We start from the raw sequence: 20,023 nt of genomic DNA, 5'->3' as shown, positions 1-20,023 counted from the left end.
ACTCGTATGAAGAATATTTTGGTAATTGGAGCTACCGGACAGATTGGATCGGAACTCACACTGGAGTTGCGCAAACGTTATGGCGATGACCATGTTGTGGCAGGATACATTCCGAGTGCTATGCCCAAGGGAGAATTGAAAGCATCCGGTCCTTCGGCTATTGCCGATGTGACAGACCGTCAGTCCATCGAGGTGGTGGCGCGTCAGTTCAAGATTGATACAATCTACAACCTGGCTGCCTTGCTCTCGGTAGTTGCCGAAAGCCGTCCGGCCATGGCTTGGAAAATCGGTATCGACGGGTTGTGGAATGTACTTGAAGTGGCGCGCGAGTACAATTGTGCCGTGTTTACCCCGAGTTCCATCGGTTCGTTCGGCGAAGCTACGCCTCACGTGAAGACACCACAGGACACTATCCAGCGTCCGCGTACCATGTATGGCGTGACTAAAGTGACGACTGAATTGTTGAGTGACTATTACTATACAAAATATGGTGTGGATACACGCTCGGTACGTTTTCCGGGAATCATTTCGAACGTGACCCCTCCGGGTGGCGGCACTACGGACTATGCGGTAGATATTTTCTACTCTGCCGTGAAGGGAGAAAAATTCGTATGTCCGGTGAAGGCCGGTACGTATATGGATATGATGTATATGCCTGATGCACTGAATGCGGCCATCTCACTGATGGAAGCGGCACCGGCAAGGCTGAAGCACCGCAACGCCTTCAACATCGCCTCCATGAGTTTTGACCCTGAACAGATTTATCAGGAAATCAAGAAGCATGTGCCTGATTTTGAGATGGTATACGAGATTGATCCGCTGAAGCAGGCCATTGCTGATAGCTGGCCCGACTCTCTGGATGACTCTTGTGCACGCGAGGAATGGGACTGGATGCCGCAGTATGACTTGGAGTCCATGACCGTAGACATGCTTGAGAAATTGAAGGCTAAATTAAATAGGTGACCGTAAGCGGTCCGCAAAGAATGAAAAAACTTTTATTGGGATTTTTGTTACTCGCCTTTTTGATTTCGTGTGGAAACAAAAAGGCGAAAATGGATCCCTTTGCTACCATTGCGGAAATGGTGGATTCGGCCGGTTACAAGGCCGATACGCTGCAGGAAGCAGAAGTGAAGGAAGAACCGAAGCCGATGGTGGCAGACGAGCTGTTTGATGATTTTATCTTCAATTATGCTTCGGATGATGCCCTGCAAAGGCAGAGGACGGTATTTCCTTTGCCCTATTATGACCGTGATACTCCGCTGAAGATAGAGGCGGACTTCTGGAAGCACGATTATCTGTTTACCAAGGAGAACTGTTACACCTTGCTTTTTGATAAGGAAGAGGATATGGACATGGTGGGTGATACTACGCTGACATCGGTACAAGTGGAGTGGATTTTCTTGAAAACGCGTATGGTGAAGCGTTATTATTTTGAGCGGAAGCGGGGAATGTGGATGCTCGAGGCCATCAACCTGCGCGAGATGGAGAAAGGTGAAAATGAGGACTTCGTGGAATTCTATACCCGTTTTGTGAGGGACAGTGTCTATCAAAGCAAGCATATCAGCCATCCGCTACAATTCATCACCATAGACCCTGATGACGAGTTTTCTATCCTGGAAACTACTTTGGATGTGGACCAGTGGTATGCCTTCCGTCCGGTAATGCCTACCGACAGATTGTCTAATATCAATTACGGACAGAAGAATGAGGACTTGTCGGATACCAAGATACTGAAGGTAAATGGTATAGGCAACGGGTACTCCAATATCTTCTATTTCCGCAAACGCGGTAAGGGATGGGAGCTGTACAAATATGAAGACACGAGCATTTAAAATAGAGGAGGAAAGGTTTGAGGAAAATACCCAATACATTTGGAATTGACGTTACTGCTGCAAGATTTCTGGAATACGGTTCGGAGGATGAACTGCGGGAATTGATTGCGGCAGGACATGTTGTTGCACCTTGGCTACATATCGGTGGAGGGAGCAACCTGCTCTTTATCAAGGATTATGAAGGCACGGTGCTGCATTCACGCATCGGTGGCCTGGAGGTGACGTCAGAGGATGAGGAGCACGTGTCGGTGCGTGTGGGCGCCGGTGTGATATGGGACGATTTTGTGGCCTACTGTGTGGAGCGGCGTTGGTATGGTGCCGAGAACCTTTCGCTGATACCGGGTGAGGTAGGGGCGAGTGCAGTACAGAATATCGGTGCCTATGGTGTGGAAGTAAAGGACCTGATAACATCCGTGGAAACCATAAACATGGCAGGGGAGAAGCGTATCTACGGAGTGGACGAGTGCGGCTACTCTTACAGAAAGAGCTTGTTTAAGCAACCGGAGATGAAGACCGTGTTTGTGACTTATGTGAACTTCTGCCTGGGTAAACGGGAACATTATACATTGGGTTACGGTACTATCCGGCAGGAGCTGGAGAAATATCCGGTGCTGAATTTGGAAACTTTGCGCCGGGTGATTATAGACATCCGTCAAAGCAAATTGCCCGATCCGAAGGTGCTGGGCAATGCGGGTAGTTTTTTTATGAACCCCATTGTGCCGCGTCGGCAGTTGGAGTCCTTGCAACGGGAATATCCGGACATGCCCCACTATGATGTGGATGCCGGCCGGGTAAAGATACCGGCTGCCTGGATGATAGACCGGTGTGGCTGGAAAGGTAAAGCGCTGGGGCCTGCTGCGGTGCACGATCGGCAGGCGTTGGTATTGGTGAATTCGGGTGGTGCCACGGGAGCGGATATTGTCGCTCTTTCAGATGCCGTGCGCGCTTCTGTCCGCGAGAAATTCGGCATTGATATTCACCCGGAAGTTTGTTTGATAAAATAGTAAGAGAGTTTTGACACACCCAAACATCGTTGTATATAACCTGATTTTAGAAATTTATTTGATTTAGTCAATGGGGAAACTCAGAATATTAGGAAGCGGGACTTCGACCGGTGTGCCTGAGATAGGCTGTACTTGTCCGGTCTGTACTTCCACTGACCCGCGGGACAACCGCTTGCGTGCGTCATCCCTGCTGCATACGGATGATGCGGTGATATTGATAGATTGTGGTCCTGACTTCAGGGAACAGATGCTGTGCGCCTCTTCTTTTGAGAAGATAGACGGCGTACTGGTGACACACGAACATTATGACCATGTGGGCGGTCTGGATGATTTGCGCCCGTTCGGTCGTTTTGCCGATATTCCTATCTACTCCGATGCCTACACTGCTGCCCATCTGCGGACAAGGATGCCTTACTGTTTTGTCGATAAAGTATATCCGGGAGTTCCGCGTATTTATCTGCAGGAAGTGGAGGCGGGGCAAGTGTTTCACATCAACAGGACGGAGGTGCTGCCTTTACGGGTGATGCACGGCAGGCTTCCCATCCTGGGCTACCGCATTGGCGGCCGCTTGGGATATATCACGGATATGCACACAATGCCTGAGGAATCTTATGAACAATTGAAAGGCTTGGACGTTTTGGTAATGAATGCTTTACGGCCAAAGCCGCATCCTACGCACCAGAGTATTTCGGAGGCGTTGGAGGCTGCCGGACGTATTGGTGCCAAAGAGACCTATTTTATCCATATGAGCCATCATGCAGGGCTTCATACTGACATCGAAAAGCGGCTGCCACCCCATGTGCACTTTGCCTACGATGGACTTGAAATAGATTTCTAAACTTTTTGAAACATTTGTTTTGTTTTATTAGTAGAAAATGTTATTTTTGCCAAAAGTTGATGAATAAATGCCATGAAACTCCGACTCCTCATACAGATAGCTGTCGTTGTGTCCATAGTGCTGCTATGTACCGGCTTTGGCATGTATTCTTTCCTGCGGTTGAATTCGGTGGAGAACCGGCAGGATTTCAATCTTTATACTTTGGTGCCGCAAGATGCCACAGCCATACTCGAAACCGACCGTATGGCAGACCTCGTGGAAGATATCAATGAGTTGAATTGCAGCAAAGACAATCATTTTCTATACGTATCGGAGCTTTTTGTTTACTTGAAGAAGTATTTGTATACTTTGGTGGAAGATACTCCACATGGACTGAGTAAACAGATGAACAAGATGCTGATTAGCTTTCACGAGCCAGATACACCGATGAACCAAGTATTGTATTGCAGTTTGGGTTCGGGTGATTATGAGTTAGTGGAGTCTTTTGTGGAGAAGTACTGCTCCAGTTCGTTCCCTTCCAAGTATTTCGATTACAAGGGAGAGGAGATACGTATCTATCCCATGGCAGACGGTCGTTTTCTGGCTGCCTACTTCACTCCCGATTTTCTGGTTGTAAGTTTCCAGAAGCGTTTGATAGAACATGTGATTGATGCGCGGCGCAGCAAAAAGTCCTTAATGAACCTCCCTTCTTTCCGTACTATGCACGCGGGCAAACACAACAATGTAGCTGCCACAGTCTATGTGCGTATGAAAGGAGTGGGTATGGGGAAAACTACGGACGGTATTCGTTCGCAGACGCAGCTGGGCAGTTGGGCAGAGTTTGACATGAAGTTCAATGAAGATGCCATCTATTGTTCCGGTGTCAGCCACGGATCGGATTCCACACAGACGTTTATCAATGCCTTGCGGGTGCAGCAGCCGGTAGAGGACGGATTTTCCGGGTCTCTGCTTCCGTCTTCCACTTTCTTTTACGATCGCTGGGCAATGTCTGACAGAGATGCCTGGTTTGGCTTCACTGCCAGTCAGGAGTATGCCAAGGCCACCTATTCAGACTATATCAAGCAGCGCGACGAAGAGTGGATTGCTTACTTGAATGAGCATGCGGGGGAGAACGTGATGTCTTGCTTGTTTCAGTCGAAAGACACGTTGGACAAGCTGCCTTGCGCCGTGATGTGTATTCCTCTCAAGGATGAGCTGGCAGCGGAACGCTGCTTACAGTCTTTGCTTTACAGTACTCCCAAGGAAGAGGATGTTCCGCTTATGCCGAAGGTGGTTTCAAATAATTCGTTGTATCCCAAAGCAAGGAGGTTTTCTAAATATGTGCTGCCCCGTAACACGCTGCTTACCCAGTTGACGGGTATCACGGAGTCTGCCCTTTATACCTTTGCCTGTTTCTATCGGGGTAGTCTGTTGCTGGCTCCTGATGCACTGAGCCTTTCTGCCTATATTGAAGCGGTGGAGAGTGGAGATGTATTGGACGGAACACCGGTGTATGAAGAGGGTATCGGCAGTCTTTCACCCATATATAATTTTGTAATGATGGTGGATATGGAGATGATGCTGAGTCAGCCGGAAACGTATGTGCGTCTGATACCGAACTTCTTCTTCCGCCAATCCAACTTCTTCCGTCACTTCATGCTTGCAGTACAGTTCACTTGTACAGAAGGGGTGGTTTATCCGAATATTGTATTGCTTTATAAGGGGGGATGATTAATCAGTCGTGCTGTAGTGTGCTGAGGGATAATAGGCACAAGGAAAGTCAAAATATACATTCACCACAGAATTACACAGATTGCTGCAATTGAAGAAGTTGATTATCAATGTTTTATGGTAATATGCGTTAATCTGTACAATTTTGTGGTGAGTTATAACTTAGTTTTAGAACGGCAAGTCATCCTTTGCATCCCCTGCGAGGAATTCCGGTGCGGCAGTGGGAGCTGGCGGCGGAACGGGAGCGCCCGGAGTGGGTGCGGCAGTGCTTACGCGTTCTATCTTCCATGCGCGAATACTGTTGAACCAACGGTCTTGCCATTGGCGTGCGTCTATATCAAAAGATACTGTCAACTCTTCACCCATCTGAATATTGAACTGCTCTATTTTGTCTGCTCCAAACACGTCAAAACACATTTTACGCGGGTATTGACCATGATCTTCAATCACATATTCCTGTGCTTTCCATTCGTTACCCGACTTGGAAACTCCGCCTCTGGGCTGGAGTATAGCGATGATTTTTCCTGTAAATTCCATTGTTTTCTTTTTAAATGATGCGGCGAAGTTACAATTTTTTAGGAATATGAGACGAATATTCGGCTGTTTTTTCTTGCTATTTCTTTGTCGTAGGGAATTCTTTTTTTAACTTTGTCCGTCAGTTTGAAAAATATAAAAACGGTTTCTAAGACGTTAGCAAAATAAAAAACTTAAATATACAGAAGATATGAAATTTATCGTTTCGAGTACTGCGCTCTCCAGTCATTTGCAGGCTATTAGCCGTGTGATTAATTCGAAGAATGCGTTGCCTATTTTGGATTGTTTCCTCTTTGAACTGCAAGACGGAACCTTGTCTGCAACTGTTTCCGACAGTGAAACGACGATGGTCACTACGGTCGAAGTGAATGAAAGTGATATGGACGGCCGTTTTGCCGTCACAGCCAAAACCCTTTTGGACGCTTTGAAGGAAATTCCCGAACAACCGTTGACTTTTGAAATCAATACGGATTCCCTTGAAATCACGGTACAGTATCAGAACGGTAAATACAGCCTGATGGGGCAGAATGCGGACGAGTTCCCGCAGTCTGCCATGTTGGGTGACAATGCCGTACGTGTGGAAATGGATGCACAAGTGTTGCTGGGTGGTATCAACCGTGCCGTGTTTGCTACGGCTGATGACGAGCTTCGTCCCGTGATGAACGGTATCTATTTCGATATCACAACGGAGGACATCACGATGGTGGCATCAGACGGTCATAAGCTGGTGCGCTGCAAGACACTGGCCGCCAAAGGTAACGAACGTGCCGCCTTTATCCTGCCCAAGAAGCCGGCTTCGCTGATGAAGAATCTGCTGCCGAAAGAGCAAGGCATGGTGACTATCGAGTTCGACGAACGCAACGCTGTGTTCACACTGGAAAGCTACCGCATGGTGTGCCGTCTTATCGAAGGTCGCTATCCCAACTACAACTCTGTGATTCCGCAGAACAACCCTTATAAAGTGACGGTAGACCGCCTGCAACTGCTCGGTGCTTTGCGCCGCGTGTCCATCTTCTCTTCGCAGGCAAGCAGCCTTATCAAGCTTCGTATGCAGGAGAATCTGATTGTCATCTCCGCACAGGACATCGACTTCTCTACATCGGCCGAAGAAACACTGGTTTGCCAATATGCGGGCAATCCGATGAGCATCGGTTTCAAGTCCACTTTCCTGATTGACATTCTGAATAACATTTCTGCCGATGAAATCGTTATCGAACTGGCAGATCCTTCACGTGCAGGTGTCATTATTCCGGTAGAGCAGGAAGAGAACGAAGACTTGCTGATGCTGCTGATGCCGATGATGCTGAATGACTGATGAATATTAGCAATCGGATTATGAGCTACGAGCTACAAGTGGCTGCGCAATTATGCCGCACGGTACTTGTAGCTCGTGGCTTGTAAGTTAAACTTATAATTTATAGCTCATAGCCAGAGCTTATAAAACGAAAAAACAATGAAATTGAATCTGAAAAATCCGATAGTCTTTTTTGATTTGGAGACTACGGGTACCAATATCAACTCAGACCGAATTGTCGAAATTTGTTACCTCAAGGTATATCCCAACGGGAATGAGGAGTCCAAAACCATGCGTATCAACCCCGAAATGCCCATTCCTGCCGAAGCATCTGCCGTTCATGGCATCTACGATGCCGATATAGCCGACTGCCCCACATTCAAGGAAGTGGCGCGCAACATTGCCAATGACATTGAAGGATGCGACTTGGCGGGCTTCAACTCCAACCGTTTTGATATCCCCGTCCTGGCGGAAGAGTTCCTTCGTGCCGGTGTGGACATTGACATGAGCCGCCGCAAGTTTGTGGACGTGCAGGTCATTTTCCACAAGATGGAGCAACGCACGCTGTCTGCTGCCTATAAATTCTATTGCGGCAAGAATCTGGAAGACGCCCATACGGCAGAGGCTGATACACGTGCCACTTACGAGGTGCTGATGTCTCAGTTGGACCGCTATCCGGAGTTGCAGAATGACGTGGCTTTCCTTGCCGACTATTCCAGCTTCAACAAGAATGTGGACTTTGCCGGCCGTATGGTCTACGACGATAAAGGTGTGGAAGTATTCAATTTTGGCAAGTACAAAGGCATGTCGGTATCCGATGTCTTGAAGCGCGACCCCGGCTATTACAGCTGGATTCTGAACAGTGATTTTACCCTGAATACCAAAGCCACGCTGACCAAGATACGTCTGCGTGAAATGACTCAGAAATAAATGGCAAATATACTGAAAGGGAAGAAAATAGTATTGGGCATTACGGGCAGCATTGCCGCCTATAAAGCATGCTATATTATTCGCGGACTGATTAAGCGTGGTGCAGAGGTGCAGGTGGTCATTACGCCTGCCGGAAAAGAATTTATTACCCCTATCACGCTCTCTGCCCTGACCAGCAAACCGGTTATCAGTGAGTTCTTTGCCCAACGCGATGGCACCTGGAACAGCCATGTGGACCTCGGTCTGTGGGCAGATGCCATGCTGATAGCCCCGGCTACGGCTTCCACCATCGGCAAGATGGCGAATGGCGTGGCAGACAATATGCTGATTACCACCTATCTTTCCGCCAAAGCTCCGGTGTTTGTGGCGCCTGCCATGGACCTGGACATGTATGCCCATCCTTCCACCCAAAAGAATCTGGATACACTCCGCTCTTATGGAAACCACATCATAGAACCTGCTACGGGAGAACTCGCCAGCCATCTGGTGGGGAAAGGCCGTATGGAGGAGCCGGAGAATATCATCCGCCACCTGGAAATGTACTTTGCTGCCAAAGATGGCGACCTGGTGGGCAAGACAGTGATGATAACCGCAGGACCTACTTATGAGAAGATAGACCCGGTGCGCTTCATCGGCAACTATTCTTCCGGCAAGATGGGACTTGCCCTGGCAGATGAATGTACCGCCAGAGGGGCCAAGGTGATACTGATTGCCGGTCCGGTGCAGCAAGGCACTTACTTCCCGATGCACCAGTACCATGCGGTAGAGTCGGCGCAGGAGATGTTCGAGGCTGCATCCGCCGCCTTTGTCCATGCCGATGCCGCCATCTTGACGGCTGCCGTGGCAGACTACACCCCCGAACAAGTGGCGGATGAGAAAATCAAGCGCGAAAAGACCGGGGAGATGAGTTTGAACTTGAAACCTACCCGCGACATAGCCGCTTTCTTAGGCAATCTGAAGAACGATACAGAGCACCAACGGCGCCTCCTCGTAGGCTTTGCCCTTGAGACTCATAACGAGCAGATGAATGCGGAAGACAAGCTCAACCGCAAGAATCTGGACTTCATCGTGCTGAACTCCCTGAACGACAAGGGAGCCGGTTTTCGTTGCGATACCAATAAAATCAGTATCATAGACCACCAGGGAAAGACGGACTACCCCTTGAAGTCCAAAGCCGAAGTGGCTGCCGACATCGTAGACCGTCTGGTGAAAGATTTAAATAGTAAATAGTAAATCGTCAAATCGTCAATATCCTTATGTTGCGTTCGCTTTACATACAGAATTATGCGCTTATTGAAAAGCTCGATATCAGCTTCAGCAGCGGTTTCTCGGTGATAACGGGTGAGACCGGTGCTGGAAAATCCATTATTCTGGGCGCCATCGGTCTGCTGCTGGGACAGCGTGCCGATGTGAAAGCCATTCGTGTAGGAGCTTCGAAGTGCATTATCGAGGCCCGTTTTGATATTTCCGCTTACGGTATGCAGCCTTTCTTTGAGGAGAATGAGTTGGAGTACGAGGAAGAATGCATCCTGCGCCGCGAGGTGTCCGCTTCGGGCAAGAGCCGGGCATTCATCAATGACACGCCTGCTTCATTGGCTCAGATGAAGGAGTTGGGAGAACAGCTGATTGACGTGCATTCCCAGCATCAGAACCTATTGCTGAACAAGGAAGGATTTCAGTTGAATGTACTGGACATCTTGTCGCATAACGAAGAGGCCTTGTCTGCTTACCAGCATATCTTCGGAGCATGGAAGCAGGCACAGCAGGATTTGGAGGCCCTTGTTGCCCGTGCCAATCAGGATAAGTCGGACGAAGACTATATCCGTTTCCAACTGGAACAGTTGGAAGAGGCACACTTGTCTGCCGGTGAGCAGGAGGAGCTGGAGCAAGAGGCAGATACGCTGAGCCATGCGGAAGAGATAAAGGCCGGACTCTATCGGGTAGGGCAGACGCTCTACTCGGACGAAGGAGGCTTGTTGTCCGGGCTGAAGGAATGCCTGAACACGATGCTCGGCCTGCAGAGGGTTTATCCGGTTGCCGGGGAACTTGCCGAACGCATGGAAAGCACTTATATTGAGTTGAAGGATATTTCGCAGGAAGTGTCGGGTAAGGAGGATGAAATAGAGTTCAGCCCCGAACGTCTGGAAGAAGTGAACGAACGTCTGAACTTGATTTATACGCTCCAACAGAAGCACCGCGTTTCCACTGTCGGCGAACTTCTGGCGTTGACGGATGAATACGCCGCCAAACTCTCTGCTATCACTTCGTCCGACGAGCACATAGAGGAACTGAAAGCGCGTTGCGACGCTTTATATAATAAGGTGAAAAAGCAGGCTGTTGTCCTCACCAAGGCGCGTACTGCCGCTGCCCGTGAAGTGGAGAAGCAGATGGCTGCGCGGCTGATTCCGTTGGGCATGCCCAATGTCCGTTTCCAAGTAGAGATAGGTGCCCGCAAAGAGCCGGGCATACACGGGGCGGATACTGTGAACTTTTTGTTTTCTGCGAATAAGAACGGGGCATTGCAAAGCGTCTCCTCCGTAGCTTCGGGTGGTGAAATAGCTCGCGTCATGCTCTCCATCAAAGCAATGATAGCCGGTGCCGTCAAGCTTCCTACCATTGTATTCGACGAAATAGATACCGGAGTCTCCGGCGAGATAGCCGACCGCATGGCGGATATCATGCAGGAGATGGGTGAGCAGGACCGCCAGGTAATCAGCATTACCCATCTGCCCCAGATTGCTGCCCGCGGACGCGCCCATTACAAGGTGTACAAGCAGGACAACGAGACGGAAACAAACAGCCACATCCGTCGTCTGACCGACGATGAACGCGTGGAAGAAATAGCCCACATGCTGAGTGGCGCTAAGCTGACCGAAGCCGCACTGAACAATGCCAGAGCATTGCTGGAAGTATCAAATAGTAAATAGCAAATTGTCAAATAGTAAATACCCATATATGGTTGATAACAGTGAAATGATTTTCGGCGTCCGTGCCGTGATAGAAGCCATTCAGGCAGGAAAAGAGATAGACAAGATATTGGTAAAGAAGGACATTCAGAGTGATTTGTCAAAAGAGCTGTTCGCTGTCTTGAAAGGGACTTTGATACCGGTACAGCGCGTTCCGGTGGAACGCATCAACCGCGTGACGCGTAAGAATCACCAGGGAGTGATTGCCTTCATCTCTTCAGTCACTTACCAGAAGACGGAGGACTTGGTACCTTTCCTTTTCGAGCAGGGCAAGAATCCTCTGTTTGTGATGCTCGACGGCATCACGGATGTCCGCAATTTCGGCGCCATTGCCCGTACTTGCGAGTGTGCGGCGGTAGATGCCGTGATTATCCCCGCACGGAACAGTGTATCTGTCAACGCAGATGCCATGAAAACCTCGGCGGGAGCCTTGCACACCTTGCCCGTTTGCCGCGAACACAGCTTGAAAGAGACCCTGCAATTCCTCAAGAATAGTGGTTTCCATATTGTGGCAGCCACGGAGAAAGGCGATTACGACTATACCAAAGCCGACTATACCGGTCCGATGTGTATCATTATGGGTGCCGAAGACAAGGGGGTGTCCTATGACAACCTGGCGTTGTGTGACGAGTGGGTGAAGATTCCCATGTTGGGAACCATCGAGTCCCTCAATGTTTCCGTTGCAGCCGGCATTTTGATTTATGAAGCGGTAAAACAAAGAACCAACTAAGATATGAAAAAGAAATTGCTGTTGATGCTCACTCTCTGTTTATTGGCTCAGTGGAGTGTGGCACAAGCCCCGAAGTGGGTAGACAAAGCCAAACGTGCGGTTTTCTCGGTAGTGACTTACGACCAGAACGATAAGATACTGAATACTGGAAACGGCTTTTTTGTCACTGAAGATGGCATTGCGCTTTCTGACTACACCTTGTTCAAAGGTGCCCAGCGCGCCGTTGTGATGAGCTCGGACGGGGCACAGATGCCGGTGGAGGCCATTATGGGAGCTGATGACATGTACGATGTTGTCAAGTTCCGTGTCGGCATCCCCGGAAAGAAAGTCACGGCGCTCACTTTGGCTGCTGTGGCTCCGGCTGTCGGCGCGGATGTATATTTGCTGCCTTATTCCACCCAGAAGGACCGTTCTTTTACTACCGGGAAAGTAAAGGAGGCTGATAAGATTTCCGGCAACTATTCCTATTATACGCTCGATATGCGTCTGAAGGACAAGATGGTGAGCTGTCCGCTGATGACTGTGGACGGGCAGGTCTTCGGCCTGGCGCAGAAGTCCTCCGGACAAGACACGGCTACCATCTGCTATGCCATTGACGCTAATTTCGCCATGTCGCAGAATATCTCCGCATTGTCTTATGGAGATATGTCATTGAAGGGCATCGGTATCAAGAAGGCATTGCCCGATACCGAGGAGCAGGCTTTGGTGTTCCTCTACATGGCTTCTTCCCAACTGTCTCCGGAGAAGTATATGGAGACTCTGAACGATTTCATTGCACAATATCCTGCCAGTGCCGACGGTTATCTGCGCCGTGCTTCCCAGCATCTGTTCATGTCCCGTGAAGATGCTTCCATGGATAAGGTTGCTGCAGACATGGATAAGGCTTTGGAGGTTGCCGCAAAGAAAGATGATGTGTATTACAATCGGGCCAAGATAATCTATAATTATGCATTGGGCAAGCCCGAGAAAGTTTATAAGGACTGGTCGCTCGACAAGGCTCTGGACGAGGTACGGAAAGCGATAGCCATTGACGAACTTCCGGTTTATGTCCAGTTGGAGGGTGACATCCTGTTTGCCAAGCAGGAGTATCCGTCGGCATTTACCAGCTATGATAAAGTGAATAAGACCATTCTGGCATCTCCGGCTACCTTCTTCAGTGCCGCCAAGACCAAGGAATTGATGCAGGCACCTGCCGAAGAGGTACTGGCTCTGATGGACAGCTGTGTGGCCCGCTTTACCCAGCCCTATACGGAGGAAGCCGCCCCTTATTTATTGGAGCGTGCCCAAGCCCGCATGAATGCAGACCAGGCGCGCAATGCCATGCTGGATTATGACGCCTATTACAATGCCGTGAACGGTAAAGTGAACGACATGTTCTACTATTACCGTGAGCAGGCTGCTTTGAAGGCCAAGCAGTACCAGCGTGCGCTGGACGATATGGCGAAGGCCATCGAATTGAATCCGGAGGATTTGACCTACCGTGCCGAACTGGCAGTGGTGAATCTTCGCGTGGGACGTTACGAGGAGGCGTTGAATGTGCTGAAGGCTGCCTTGGAGAAAGACCCTAAGTATGCCGAGGCCTACCGTCTGATGGGTATCGCCCAGCTGCAGATGAAGAAGGACAAGGAAGCTTGTACCAGCTTTGCCAAGGCAAAGGAATTGGGTGATCCCAATGTGGATGCTTTGATTGAGAAGCATTGCAAGTAAAGGGATGGGATAGAATAAAGGCTCTGCTTTCGCAAGCAGAGCCTCTGTTTTGGGGAACTCCCCCGTGTTAAATGAGTTAAGTCTAGGTATAACAGGTTATGAGTGAAATTACGTTGTTTTATTTATAAAATGCGTGGATTTCCGGAATACTGCATATACTTCTGATTTTTTTTATTTCAAAAAAGAAAATAGACTCGATTATTAATAAAAACAAACTTTGACAATTATGAAGAAAGTGATTTGCAGCCAGCAGGCACCGGGCGCCATAGGCCCTTATAGCCAGGCTATCGAAGCTGGCGGAATGGTATTTGTATCAGGCCAGTTGCCCATTGACGCAGCTACCGGAATGATGGCTGAAGGTGCGGAAGCGCAAGCCCGCCAGTCCTTGGAGAATATAAAGCATATCCTGGAAGAGGCAGGGCTGGGTATGGCGAATATTGTGAAGACAACCGTTTTCCTGGCAGACATGTCCTTGTTCGCTGATATGAACAAGGTATATGCCACTTATTTTGACGGTGCTTTCCCGGCACGTTCGGCTGTGGCAGTGAAGGCGCTGCCTAAAGACGCCTTAGTAGAGATTGAGTGCATCGCGGTTCGCTAACAAGTCGGCAACAATGAAACTGCTGCCTCCCACGAAGATGAAATCTTCCGGGAGGCTTTTTTCTTGTGCGGCCCGCACAGCGGCGGGTACATCAGGATAGCAATCTCCTTCCAGACCTGCTGCTTCGGCAAGCTCCTGCAGTTCGCTTTCGGGCAATGCCCGCTTCACGCTGGCTTTGGTGAAGTAGTAGGTCGCTTCCCGGGGCAGCAGGGCCAGTACCCCCCGTATATCCTTGTCATTGACCATGCCTATGACGATGTGTAGCTGGCGGTAAGTTTGCTGTTTCAGTTGTTCTGTAATGTAGGTGATGCCTCCCACATTGTGGCCGGTGTCACAAATCAGGGTGGGCGACTCCTGCAGTTTTTGCCAGCGTCCCATCAAGCCTGTCAGTTCCACCACACGGGCAAAGCCACTGCGCACCGCTTGTCCGTCCAGCCGGTAGCCGGCTTCTTTCAGTAGCGGGAGGGCAGTGAGGACGGTCCGGGCATTTTTCTGCTGGTAGAGCCCTTTCAGTTCGTATTCTATTCCGGGATAGTCCTCACGGTCATTCTCTTCGGCAAAGTAGATGGGGGCACCCGTTGTCTGTGCTTTTTCCAGAAATACCGGTCTCGTTTCGGGAGTGGTTTCGCCGATTACAACGGGAATACCACCTTTAATGATTCCTGCCTTCTCTCCTGCGATTTTTGCTAAGGTGTCCCCCAGAAATTGGGTATGGTCAAAACTGATGTTGGTGATGATGCATACATCCGGATGGATGATATTGGTACAGTCCAGGCGTCCACCTAGTCCCACCTCGATTACGGCTACATCCACCTTCTCATCAGCAAAGTAGCGGAAGGCCATGGCGGTGGTCAGCTCAAAGAAAGAGGGATGGAGAGGTTCGAAGAAGCCACGTTCCTGCTCTACAAAACGGATGACGTATTCCTCGGGTATAGGCTGTCCGTTAATCCGGATGCGCTCCCGGAAATCCACCAGATGGGGCGAGGTATAGAGCCCGACCCTGTATCCTGCCTCTTGCAGTATGGCGGCAAGTGTATGTGAGCAGGAACCTTTTCCATTGGTACCGGCCACATGAATACTGCGGAAACTGCGGTGGGGATGTTCGAAGTGTGCGTCCAGGGTCAGAGTGTTTTCCAATCCTTCCTTGTATGCTGAGCCGCCCACTTGCTGAAACATGGGCACACTGTTATATAAGTAAGTTAAAGTGTTCTGATAATCCATCTTTTATAATATTTAACGGAGAAGCAATCCTTTCTCCCTATTAATTTGTTATCTTTAAAAGCGACAAAGATAATGCAGACCGAACGCAATCAAGCTTGCTTGAAATTGCTTGCAGTGTAGCTTATCTTAAGCTTATGCAAAGGTATTAACAATTTAAATCTAACGTGTATGGGAGCTAAGAAAAATTTTGTGATTGATACAAATGTGATTCTTCATGATTATAACTGTTTGAAGAATTTTCAAGAGAATGACATTTATCTTCCCATCGTAGTCCTTGAAGAACTGGACAAATTCAAGAAAGGTAATGAGCAGATTAATTTCAATGCGCGTGAGTTCGTCCGTGAGCTAGATTTGATTACCGATGACAATCTGTTCACCAAAGGAGCGCCATTGGGAGAGGGCTTAGGCCGTCTGTTTGTGGTGGCAGGCATGGTGGACTCTCCCCGGGTACGTGATTCCTTTCCCGAACGCATTCCCGACCATCAGATTCTGTCGGTAGTGGACTGGCTTTCTACCAAAAAGCCTAAAATGAAAACCATTCTTGTCACGAAAGACGTGAATCTGCGCATGAAGGCGCGTTCCATCGGTCTGCTGTGCGAAGACTACATCAATGATAAGGTAATCAATGTGGATATATTCGAAAAGTCGAATGAAGTGTTCGAGGGTATTGACCCTGCGCTGATAGACCGCATTTATTCTTCCAAAGAAGGACTGGACATCAACGAGTTTGATTTTAAGGACATCATTCGTCCTAATGAATGCTTTGTGCTGAAGAGTGACCGCAGCAGTGTGCTTGCACGTTATAATCCCTTTACCCATTCGATTTGCCGGGTCAACAAGACAAAGAACTATGGCATTGAACCGCGCAATGCTGAGCAGAGCTTTGCTTTTGAGGTGCTGAATGACCCGAACATCAAGCTGGTTGCCCTGACTGGTAAGGCGGGAACCGGCAAGACCCTGCTGGCACTGGCCGCTGCATTGGGAAAACTTACCGACTACAAGCAGATTCTTCTGGCACGTCCCATCGTAGCCCTATCCAATAAGGACCTTGGATTCCTTCCCGGTGATGCCAATGAGAAAGTGGCTCCTTACATGCAGCCTTTGTTTGATAATTTGAATGTAATCAAGCATCAGTTCGCTGCCAATTCCTCTGAAGTGAAACGCTTGGAGGATATGCAAAAAAGTGAACAATTGGTCATCGAGGCATTGGCCTTTATCCGCGGGCGCAGCTTGAGCGAAACCTACTGTATTATTGATGAAGCCCAGAACCTGACTCCACATGAGATTAAGACCATCATCACCCGTGCCGGTGAGGGCACGAAAATGGTGTTTACCGGTGATATTCAGCAGATAGACCAACCCTATCTGGACAGTCAGTCCAATGGACTTGTCTATATGATAGACCGTATGAGGGACCAGAACTTGTTTGCCCATGTCAATCTGGTGAAAGGAGAACGTAGCCAGTTGAGCGAGTTGGCAAGTAATCTGATGTAGCGGATATCGCATTTTCCGGGGTAAAACTATTTCTATCCCGCTTTCCGGCTGCTAAAACAGGGGAAGGCGGGATGGTTTCTTTATAGAGGATAGATAATTATTATAACATTTTTTTATCGATTTTTTGCCCGTTTTGACTAAAATAGTGTATCTTTGCCTCGCCTAAAACAAAACTGTCAAGCAAAATGAAGCGAAATTTTTTTCATCGGTATCTTTCCGCGAAAGTACTTCCGATATGGACTATTCTATTAATTGACGTATTTATCATCGTCATATCCAGTATGTTGGCCTATGCTCTCCGATATGATTTCAGAAGTATTTTTTTTGAATCCTCTACCATTGACAAGACCATTTTATGGACGGTTGCTGTCAACTTGATTTTCTTCCGTGTTTTCCGTACGTATTCCAATGTGCTGCGCTTTTCCTCCTTTGTGGATATCATGCGAATTTTTGTGTCATTGACTGTGTCGTATGCACTGCTGATGATAACGAGTGTCCTGACGGAAAGCTATTTGGAGTTTAACCTGGCTCCGGTCAGCGTGCTGTTCATGTCCTATATCATCAGCTTTGCCATGATGGCATGCTCCCGTGTGGTTGTCAAGACTTTCTTTGAGGCGCTGAACTTTGACGGCACCCATAGTGCCAATGTGTTCATTTACGGTGCCAAGGAAGCCGGGGTCAACATTGCCAAGGCATTGCGTGTCAATCTGCGCAACCACTACCGTCTGCGTGGATTCATTGCGGACGAACCTGAGCTTATCAATAAGGTGATGATGGGGGTCAAGGTGTTCCCCAACGATGATACGCTGATTGATGTGCTGAACGACCGCGATGTGCAGACCATTATCATTTCTCCCGCCAAGATGGAGGAACTGAAGAAGTCCGACATGGCTGATCGCCTGCTGGTGCACAACATCAAACTGATGACCGCGCCTCCCTTGAGCGAGTGGAACGGCCAGGCATTGAGCCGCACGCAGTTGAAGGAAATTCAGATTGAGGACCTGCTTCAGCGCAATCCTATCGAGATAGATATCCATAAGGTTGCCTCTCATCTGGAGGGCAAGCGTGTGATGATTACGGGCGCCGCCGGCTCCATCGGCAGCGAAATCATGCGCCAGGTGGCTTCGTTCAATCCCTATAAGCTTATTTTAGTGGACCAGGCCGAGACTCCTCTGCACGACATCCGTCTGGAACTTCAGGACCGTTGGCGCGACATCGATGCTGAGACCATCATAGCCGACATCTCCAATGCCACGCGCATGGAGGATATCTTCAGGGAGTTCAAGCCCCAGTATATTTTCCATGCGGCCGCCTACAAGCATGTGCCGATGATGGAGGACAACGTTTCCGAGTCCATCCAGGTGAACGTATTCGGTACGCGCACCGTTGCCGATCTAGCCGTGAAATACGGTGCCGAGAAGTTTGTGATGATTTCTACGGACAAGGCTGTTAACCCTACAAACGTGATGGGCTGTTCCAAGCGTATCTGCGAGATTTATGTGCAGTCTCTTGCGAAGAAGTTGCAAAAGGAGGGAGGCCATGCCACTCAGTTCATCACTACGCGTTTCGGCAATGTGCTGGGTTCCAACGGTTCTGTCATTCCCCGTTTCCGTGACCAGATTCAGCGTGGCGGTCCGGTGACGGTGACCCATCCTGAGATAATCCGTTACTTCATGACCATTCCCGAAGCTTGCCGCCTTGTTCTTGAGGCCGGCAGTATGGGCAACGGCGGTGAAATCTACATCTTCGACATGGGTAAGCCGGTGAAGATTGTGGACCTTGCCAAGCGTATGATCAGCCTTTCCGGACGTACGGATGTGAAGATTGAATTTACCGGTCTCCGTCATGGCGAGAAGCTCTACGAGGAACTCTTGAATGTGAAGGAGCTTACAAAACCCACCTACCATGAGAAGATTATGATTGCCACGGTGCGTGAGTATGACTATGACGAGGTGAAGGAGCGTATCCAGAAGCTGATTGATGTAAGTTACACTTATGACCAGATGAAAATTGTTGCTGCCATGAAGGATATTGTTCCGGAGTTCGTGAGCAAGAATTCCTGCTTTGAGGCGCTGGATAAGAAGAAATAAAAAGATAGGGTAAGTATAAAATGAAAGGGTGATAACACTGCAATGATGTTATCACCCTTTCATTTTTATTGTCTTCTTGTCACCCTTTTGTCTCATTCATGTGAAGAGAAGTATTTCAAGAACTGTGTACGTTCGAAGGTATTGACTCCCTTCGGGTCGTTTACGTTCAGAATACCTTTGAACTGGCTGATGGTTTCCATACCTTTGCGGTCCATCCACAAGTTGAGGAAGCGGATGTATTCTTCAATGATGGTAGCTGAATTCTGATAAAGCACACTGCATATCTCTACGGCCGAAGCACCTGCCAATATTGCCTTGACAACGCCTTCGGGCGAGTGGATACCACCGGAAGCAGCATAATCGAGTTTGTTTACGGCTGCCGAAGCGATGCCTATCCAGCGCAGGGCTTTGGACAAATCGGCTTCATTGCTGAATACGTTGCCGGATACTTGTAGCATTTTCTCAATGTTGATGTCCGGCTGGTAGAAGCGGTTGAACAGCACTACTGCGGCGGCACCGTTGGCATACAGCTGGTCTATCAGAGCTATCGGATTGGTCAGGTTGTCACCCAGCTTCATGATGACGGGTATCTTGACCGTCTTCTTGATGTGGCTCAGAATGTCGATGTGGCGTTGCTCGAAGGTTCCATATGTATACTGTACATCCGTCTGCAGTGCAAGGATATTGATTTCCAGTGCGTCTGCGCCGGCTTCTTCTATTTTGGCGGCAAATTCCACCCAGTCGGCATTCTGATAGCAGTTGATGCTGGCTATGATGGGGATATTGCAAACCTTTTTGCTTTCCTTAATCAGGTTCAGATATTCACCCAGCTTATGTTCGCGGATATATCCTACAAGGTAGTCACTGCCTTCGGGGTACATGTTCGGGTCTCCCATCCAGTCAGCCTCCATCATGATTTGCTCTTCAAAGAGTGATTTTAGCACAATGGCACCTGCGCCGGCCTCAGATAGTTTCTGATTCTTGGCAGCGCTGTCTGTCAGTCCGGAGCTGCTGACGATAATGGGGTTTCTGAGTTTCAGCCCTGCAAAAGTAGTTTCTAATGTTGCCATGA

The 20,023-nt window shown here is 48.9% G+C and carries 17 protein-coding genes; 14 read left to right on the top strand and 3 right to left on the bottom strand.

All coding sequences use genetic code 11. From position 1 onward, the window contains the following. The first annotated feature begins 6 nt into the window (after positions 1 to 6). From JXR92_RS14905 to JXR92_RS14885, 5 genes are all read left to right on the top strand, one after another. Positions 7 to 963, top strand: coding sequence for an NAD-dependent epimerase/dehydratase family protein (locus JXR92_RS14905; RefSeq protein ID WP_117600320.1), 957 nt, complete (start codon positions 7 to 9; stop codon positions 961 to 963). Positions 964 to 983: 20 nt separating this feature from the next. Beyond that, entirely contained in the window at positions 984 to 1,832 is an 849-nt protein-coding gene (locus JXR92_RS14900) for a DUF4348 domain-containing protein (protein WP_117600411.1), read from the top strand. A 17-nt stretch (positions 1,833 to 1,849) separates the two neighbouring features. After that, positions 1,850 to 2,836: a UDP-N-acetylmuramate dehydrogenase gene (gene murB / locus JXR92_RS14895; protein WP_117600319.1), complete on the top strand. Its 987-nt coding sequence runs from the start codon at positions 1,850 to 1,852 to the stop codon at positions 2,834 to 2,836. A gap of 70 nt (positions 2,837 to 2,906) precedes the next feature. Next, the gene (locus JXR92_RS14890) at positions 2,907 to 3,674 is read left to right on the top strand and encodes an MBL fold metallo-hydrolase (protein ID WP_117600318.1); all 768 of its coding nucleotides are present in this window, start codon (positions 2,907 to 2,909) and stop codon (positions 3,672 to 3,674) included. Positions 3,675 to 3,746: 72 nt separating this feature from the next. Next, positions 3,747 to 5,384 carry a DUF3352 domain-containing protein gene (locus JXR92_RS14885; protein WP_138345395.1) on the top strand — a complete coding sequence of 546 codons (1,638 nt, stop codon included), beginning with the start codon at positions 3,747 to 3,749 and terminating at the stop codon, positions 5,382 to 5,384. A gap of 168 nt (positions 5,385 to 5,552) precedes the next feature. Here the strand turns inward: JXR92_RS14885 and JXR92_RS14880 are convergent, their stop codons facing one another. Next, positions 5,553 to 5,921: a DUF3127 domain-containing protein gene (locus JXR92_RS14880; protein ID WP_117600316.1), complete on the bottom strand. Its 369-nt coding sequence runs from the start codon at positions 5,919 to 5,921 to the stop codon at positions 5,553 to 5,555. Positions 5,922 to 6,108: 187 nt separating this feature from the next. On the opposite strand from JXR92_RS14880, the gene dnaN reads away from it, so the two are divergent. The 7 genes from dnaN to JXR92_RS14845 all read left to right on the top strand — a co-directional run bounded on the left by dnaN (position 6,109) and on the right by JXR92_RS14845 (position 14,146). Beyond that, positions 6,109 to 7,233 (top strand): DNA polymerase III subunit beta, encoded by a 1,125-nt coding sequence (gene dnaN, locus JXR92_RS14875; protein WP_005831387.1) that lies wholly within the window; start codon positions 6,109 to 6,111, stop codon positions 7,231 to 7,233. 138 nt (positions 7,234 to 7,371) lie between these two features. Continuing rightward, positions 7,372 to 8,142: a 3'-5' exonuclease gene (locus JXR92_RS14870; protein ID WP_005831385.1), complete on the top strand. Its 771-nt coding sequence runs from the start codon at positions 7,372 to 7,374 to the stop codon at positions 8,140 to 8,142. Then, a complete protein-coding gene (coaBC, locus tag JXR92_RS14865; protein WP_005832361.1) occupies positions 8,143 to 9,372 on the top strand; it encodes a bifunctional phosphopantothenoylcysteine decarboxylase/phosphopantothenate--cysteine ligase CoaBC in 1,230 nt (409 codons plus the stop codon). Positions 9,373 to 9,398: 26 nt separating this feature from the next. Next, on the top strand, positions 9,399 to 11,069 hold the full coding sequence (gene recN, locus JXR92_RS14860; RefSeq protein WP_117600315.1) for a DNA repair protein RecN: 1,671 nt from the start codon (positions 9,399 to 9,401) through the stop codon (positions 11,067 to 11,069). A gap of 28 nt (positions 11,070 to 11,097) precedes the next feature. Further along, positions 11,098 to 11,838 carry a 23S rRNA (guanosine(2251)-2'-O)-methyltransferase RlmB gene (rlmB, locus tag JXR92_RS14855; RefSeq protein WP_005831382.1) on the top strand — a complete coding sequence of 247 codons (741 nt, stop codon included), beginning with the start codon at positions 11,098 to 11,100 and terminating at the stop codon, positions 11,836 to 11,838. Positions 11,839 to 11,841: 3 nt separating this feature from the next. Further along, positions 11,842 to 13,545 carry a serine protease gene (locus JXR92_RS14850; protein ID WP_117600314.1) on the top strand — a complete coding sequence of 568 codons (1,704 nt, stop codon included), beginning with the start codon at positions 11,842 to 11,844 and terminating at the stop codon, positions 13,543 to 13,545. Positions 13,546 to 13,771: 226 nt separating this feature from the next. Next, entirely contained in the window at positions 13,772 to 14,146 is a 375-nt protein-coding gene (locus tag JXR92_RS14845; protein ID WP_008664867.1) for a RidA family protein, read from the top strand. Here JXR92_RS14845 and JXR92_RS14840 read toward each other — a convergent pair. Further along, positions 14,114 to 15,367 carry a bifunctional folylpolyglutamate synthase/dihydrofolate synthase gene (locus tag JXR92_RS14840; RefSeq protein ID WP_138345396.1) on the bottom strand — a complete coding sequence of 418 codons (1,254 nt, stop codon included), beginning with the start codon at positions 15,365 to 15,367 and terminating at the stop codon, positions 14,114 to 14,116. The genes JXR92_RS14845 and JXR92_RS14840 overlap by 33 nt on opposite strands. Positions 15,368 to 15,535: 168 nt before the next feature. Here JXR92_RS14840 and JXR92_RS14835 point away from each other — a divergent pair, with 168 nt between their 5' ends. Further along, positions 15,536 to 16,861 (top strand): PhoH family protein, encoded by a 1,326-nt coding sequence (locus tag JXR92_RS14835; RefSeq protein ID WP_005832353.1) that lies wholly within the window; start codon positions 15,536 to 15,538, stop codon positions 16,859 to 16,861. Between the two features lie 185 nt (positions 16,862 to 17,046). Further along, positions 17,047 to 18,951, top strand: a complete 1,905-nt coding sequence (locus JXR92_RS14830) for a polysaccharide biosynthesis protein (RefSeq protein WP_117974367.1) — start codon at positions 17,047 to 17,049, stop codon at positions 18,949 to 18,951. Between the two features lie 92 nt (positions 18,952 to 19,043). On the opposite strand, the gene JXR92_RS14825 is transcribed toward JXR92_RS14830, so the two are convergent. Next, the gene (locus JXR92_RS14825) at positions 19,044 to 20,021 is read right to left on the bottom strand and encodes a dihydroorotate dehydrogenase-like protein (RefSeq protein WP_138345397.1); all 978 of its coding nucleotides are present in this window, start codon (positions 20,019 to 20,021) and stop codon (positions 19,044 to 19,046) included. Between the last annotated feature and the right edge of the window lie 2 nt (positions 20,022 to 20,023).

This window comes from Bacteroides parvus (genome assembly GCF_017309675.2).
Classification (GTDB): Bacteria; Bacteroidota; Bacteroidia; order Bacteroidales; family Bacteroidaceae; genus Bacteroides; species Bacteroides uniformis.
The sequence above is the reverse complement of the archived record's forward strand: the minus strand, read 5'-3'. Positions and strand labels throughout refer to the sequence as shown.

Coding starts and splice junctions, on each gene's coding strand:
- JXR92_RS14905 (WP_117600320.1), top strand. CDS start 7: ATGAAGAATATTTTGGTAATTGGAGCTACCGGACAGATTGGATCGGAA.
- JXR92_RS14900 (WP_117600411.1), top strand. CDS start 984: ATGAAAAAACTTTTATTGGGATTTTTGTTACTCGCCTTTTTGATTTCG.
- JXR92_RS14890 (WP_117600318.1), top strand. CDS start 2,907: ATGGGGAAACTCAGAATATTAGGAAGCGGGACTTCGACCGGTGTGCCT.
- JXR92_RS14885 (WP_138345395.1), top strand. CDS start 3,747: ATGAAACTCCGACTCCTCATACAGATAGCTGTCGTTGTGTCCATAGTG.
- JXR92_RS14880 (WP_117600316.1), bottom strand. CDS start 5,921: ATGGAATTTACAGGAAAAATCATCGCTATACTCCAGCCCAGAGGCGGA.
- dnaN (WP_005831387.1), top strand. CDS start 6,109: ATGAAATTTATCGTTTCGAGTACTGCGCTCTCCAGTCATTTGCAGGCT.
- JXR92_RS14870 (WP_005831385.1), top strand. CDS start 7,372: ATGAAATTGAATCTGAAAAATCCGATAGTCTTTTTTGATTTGGAGACT.
- coaBC (WP_005832361.1), top strand. CDS start 8,143: ATGGCAAATATACTGAAAGGGAAGAAAATAGTATTGGGCATTACGGGC.
- recN (WP_117600315.1), top strand. CDS start 9,399: ATGTTGCGTTCGCTTTACATACAGAATTATGCGCTTATTGAAAAGCTC.
- rlmB (WP_005831382.1), top strand. CDS start 11,098: ATGGTTGATAACAGTGAAATGATTTTCGGCGTCCGTGCCGTGATAGAA.
- JXR92_RS14850 (WP_117600314.1), top strand. CDS start 11,842: ATGAAAAAGAAATTGCTGTTGATGCTCACTCTCTGTTTATTGGCTCAG.
- JXR92_RS14845 (WP_008664867.1), top strand. CDS start 13,772: ATGAAGAAAGTGATTTGCAGCCAGCAGGCACCGGGCGCCATAGGCCCT.
- JXR92_RS14840 (WP_138345396.1), bottom strand. CDS start 15,367: ATGGATTATCAGAACACTTTAACTTACTTATATAACAGTGTGCCCATG.
- JXR92_RS14835 (WP_005832353.1), top strand. CDS start 15,536: ATGGGAGCTAAGAAAAATTTTGTGATTGATACAAATGTGATTCTTCAT.
- JXR92_RS14830 (WP_117974367.1), top strand. CDS start 17,047: ATGAAGCGAAATTTTTTTCATCGGTATCTTTCCGCGAAAGTACTTCCG.
- JXR92_RS14825 (WP_138345397.1), bottom strand. CDS start 20,021: ATGGCAACATTAGAAACTACTTTTGCAGGGCTGAAACTCAGAAACCCC.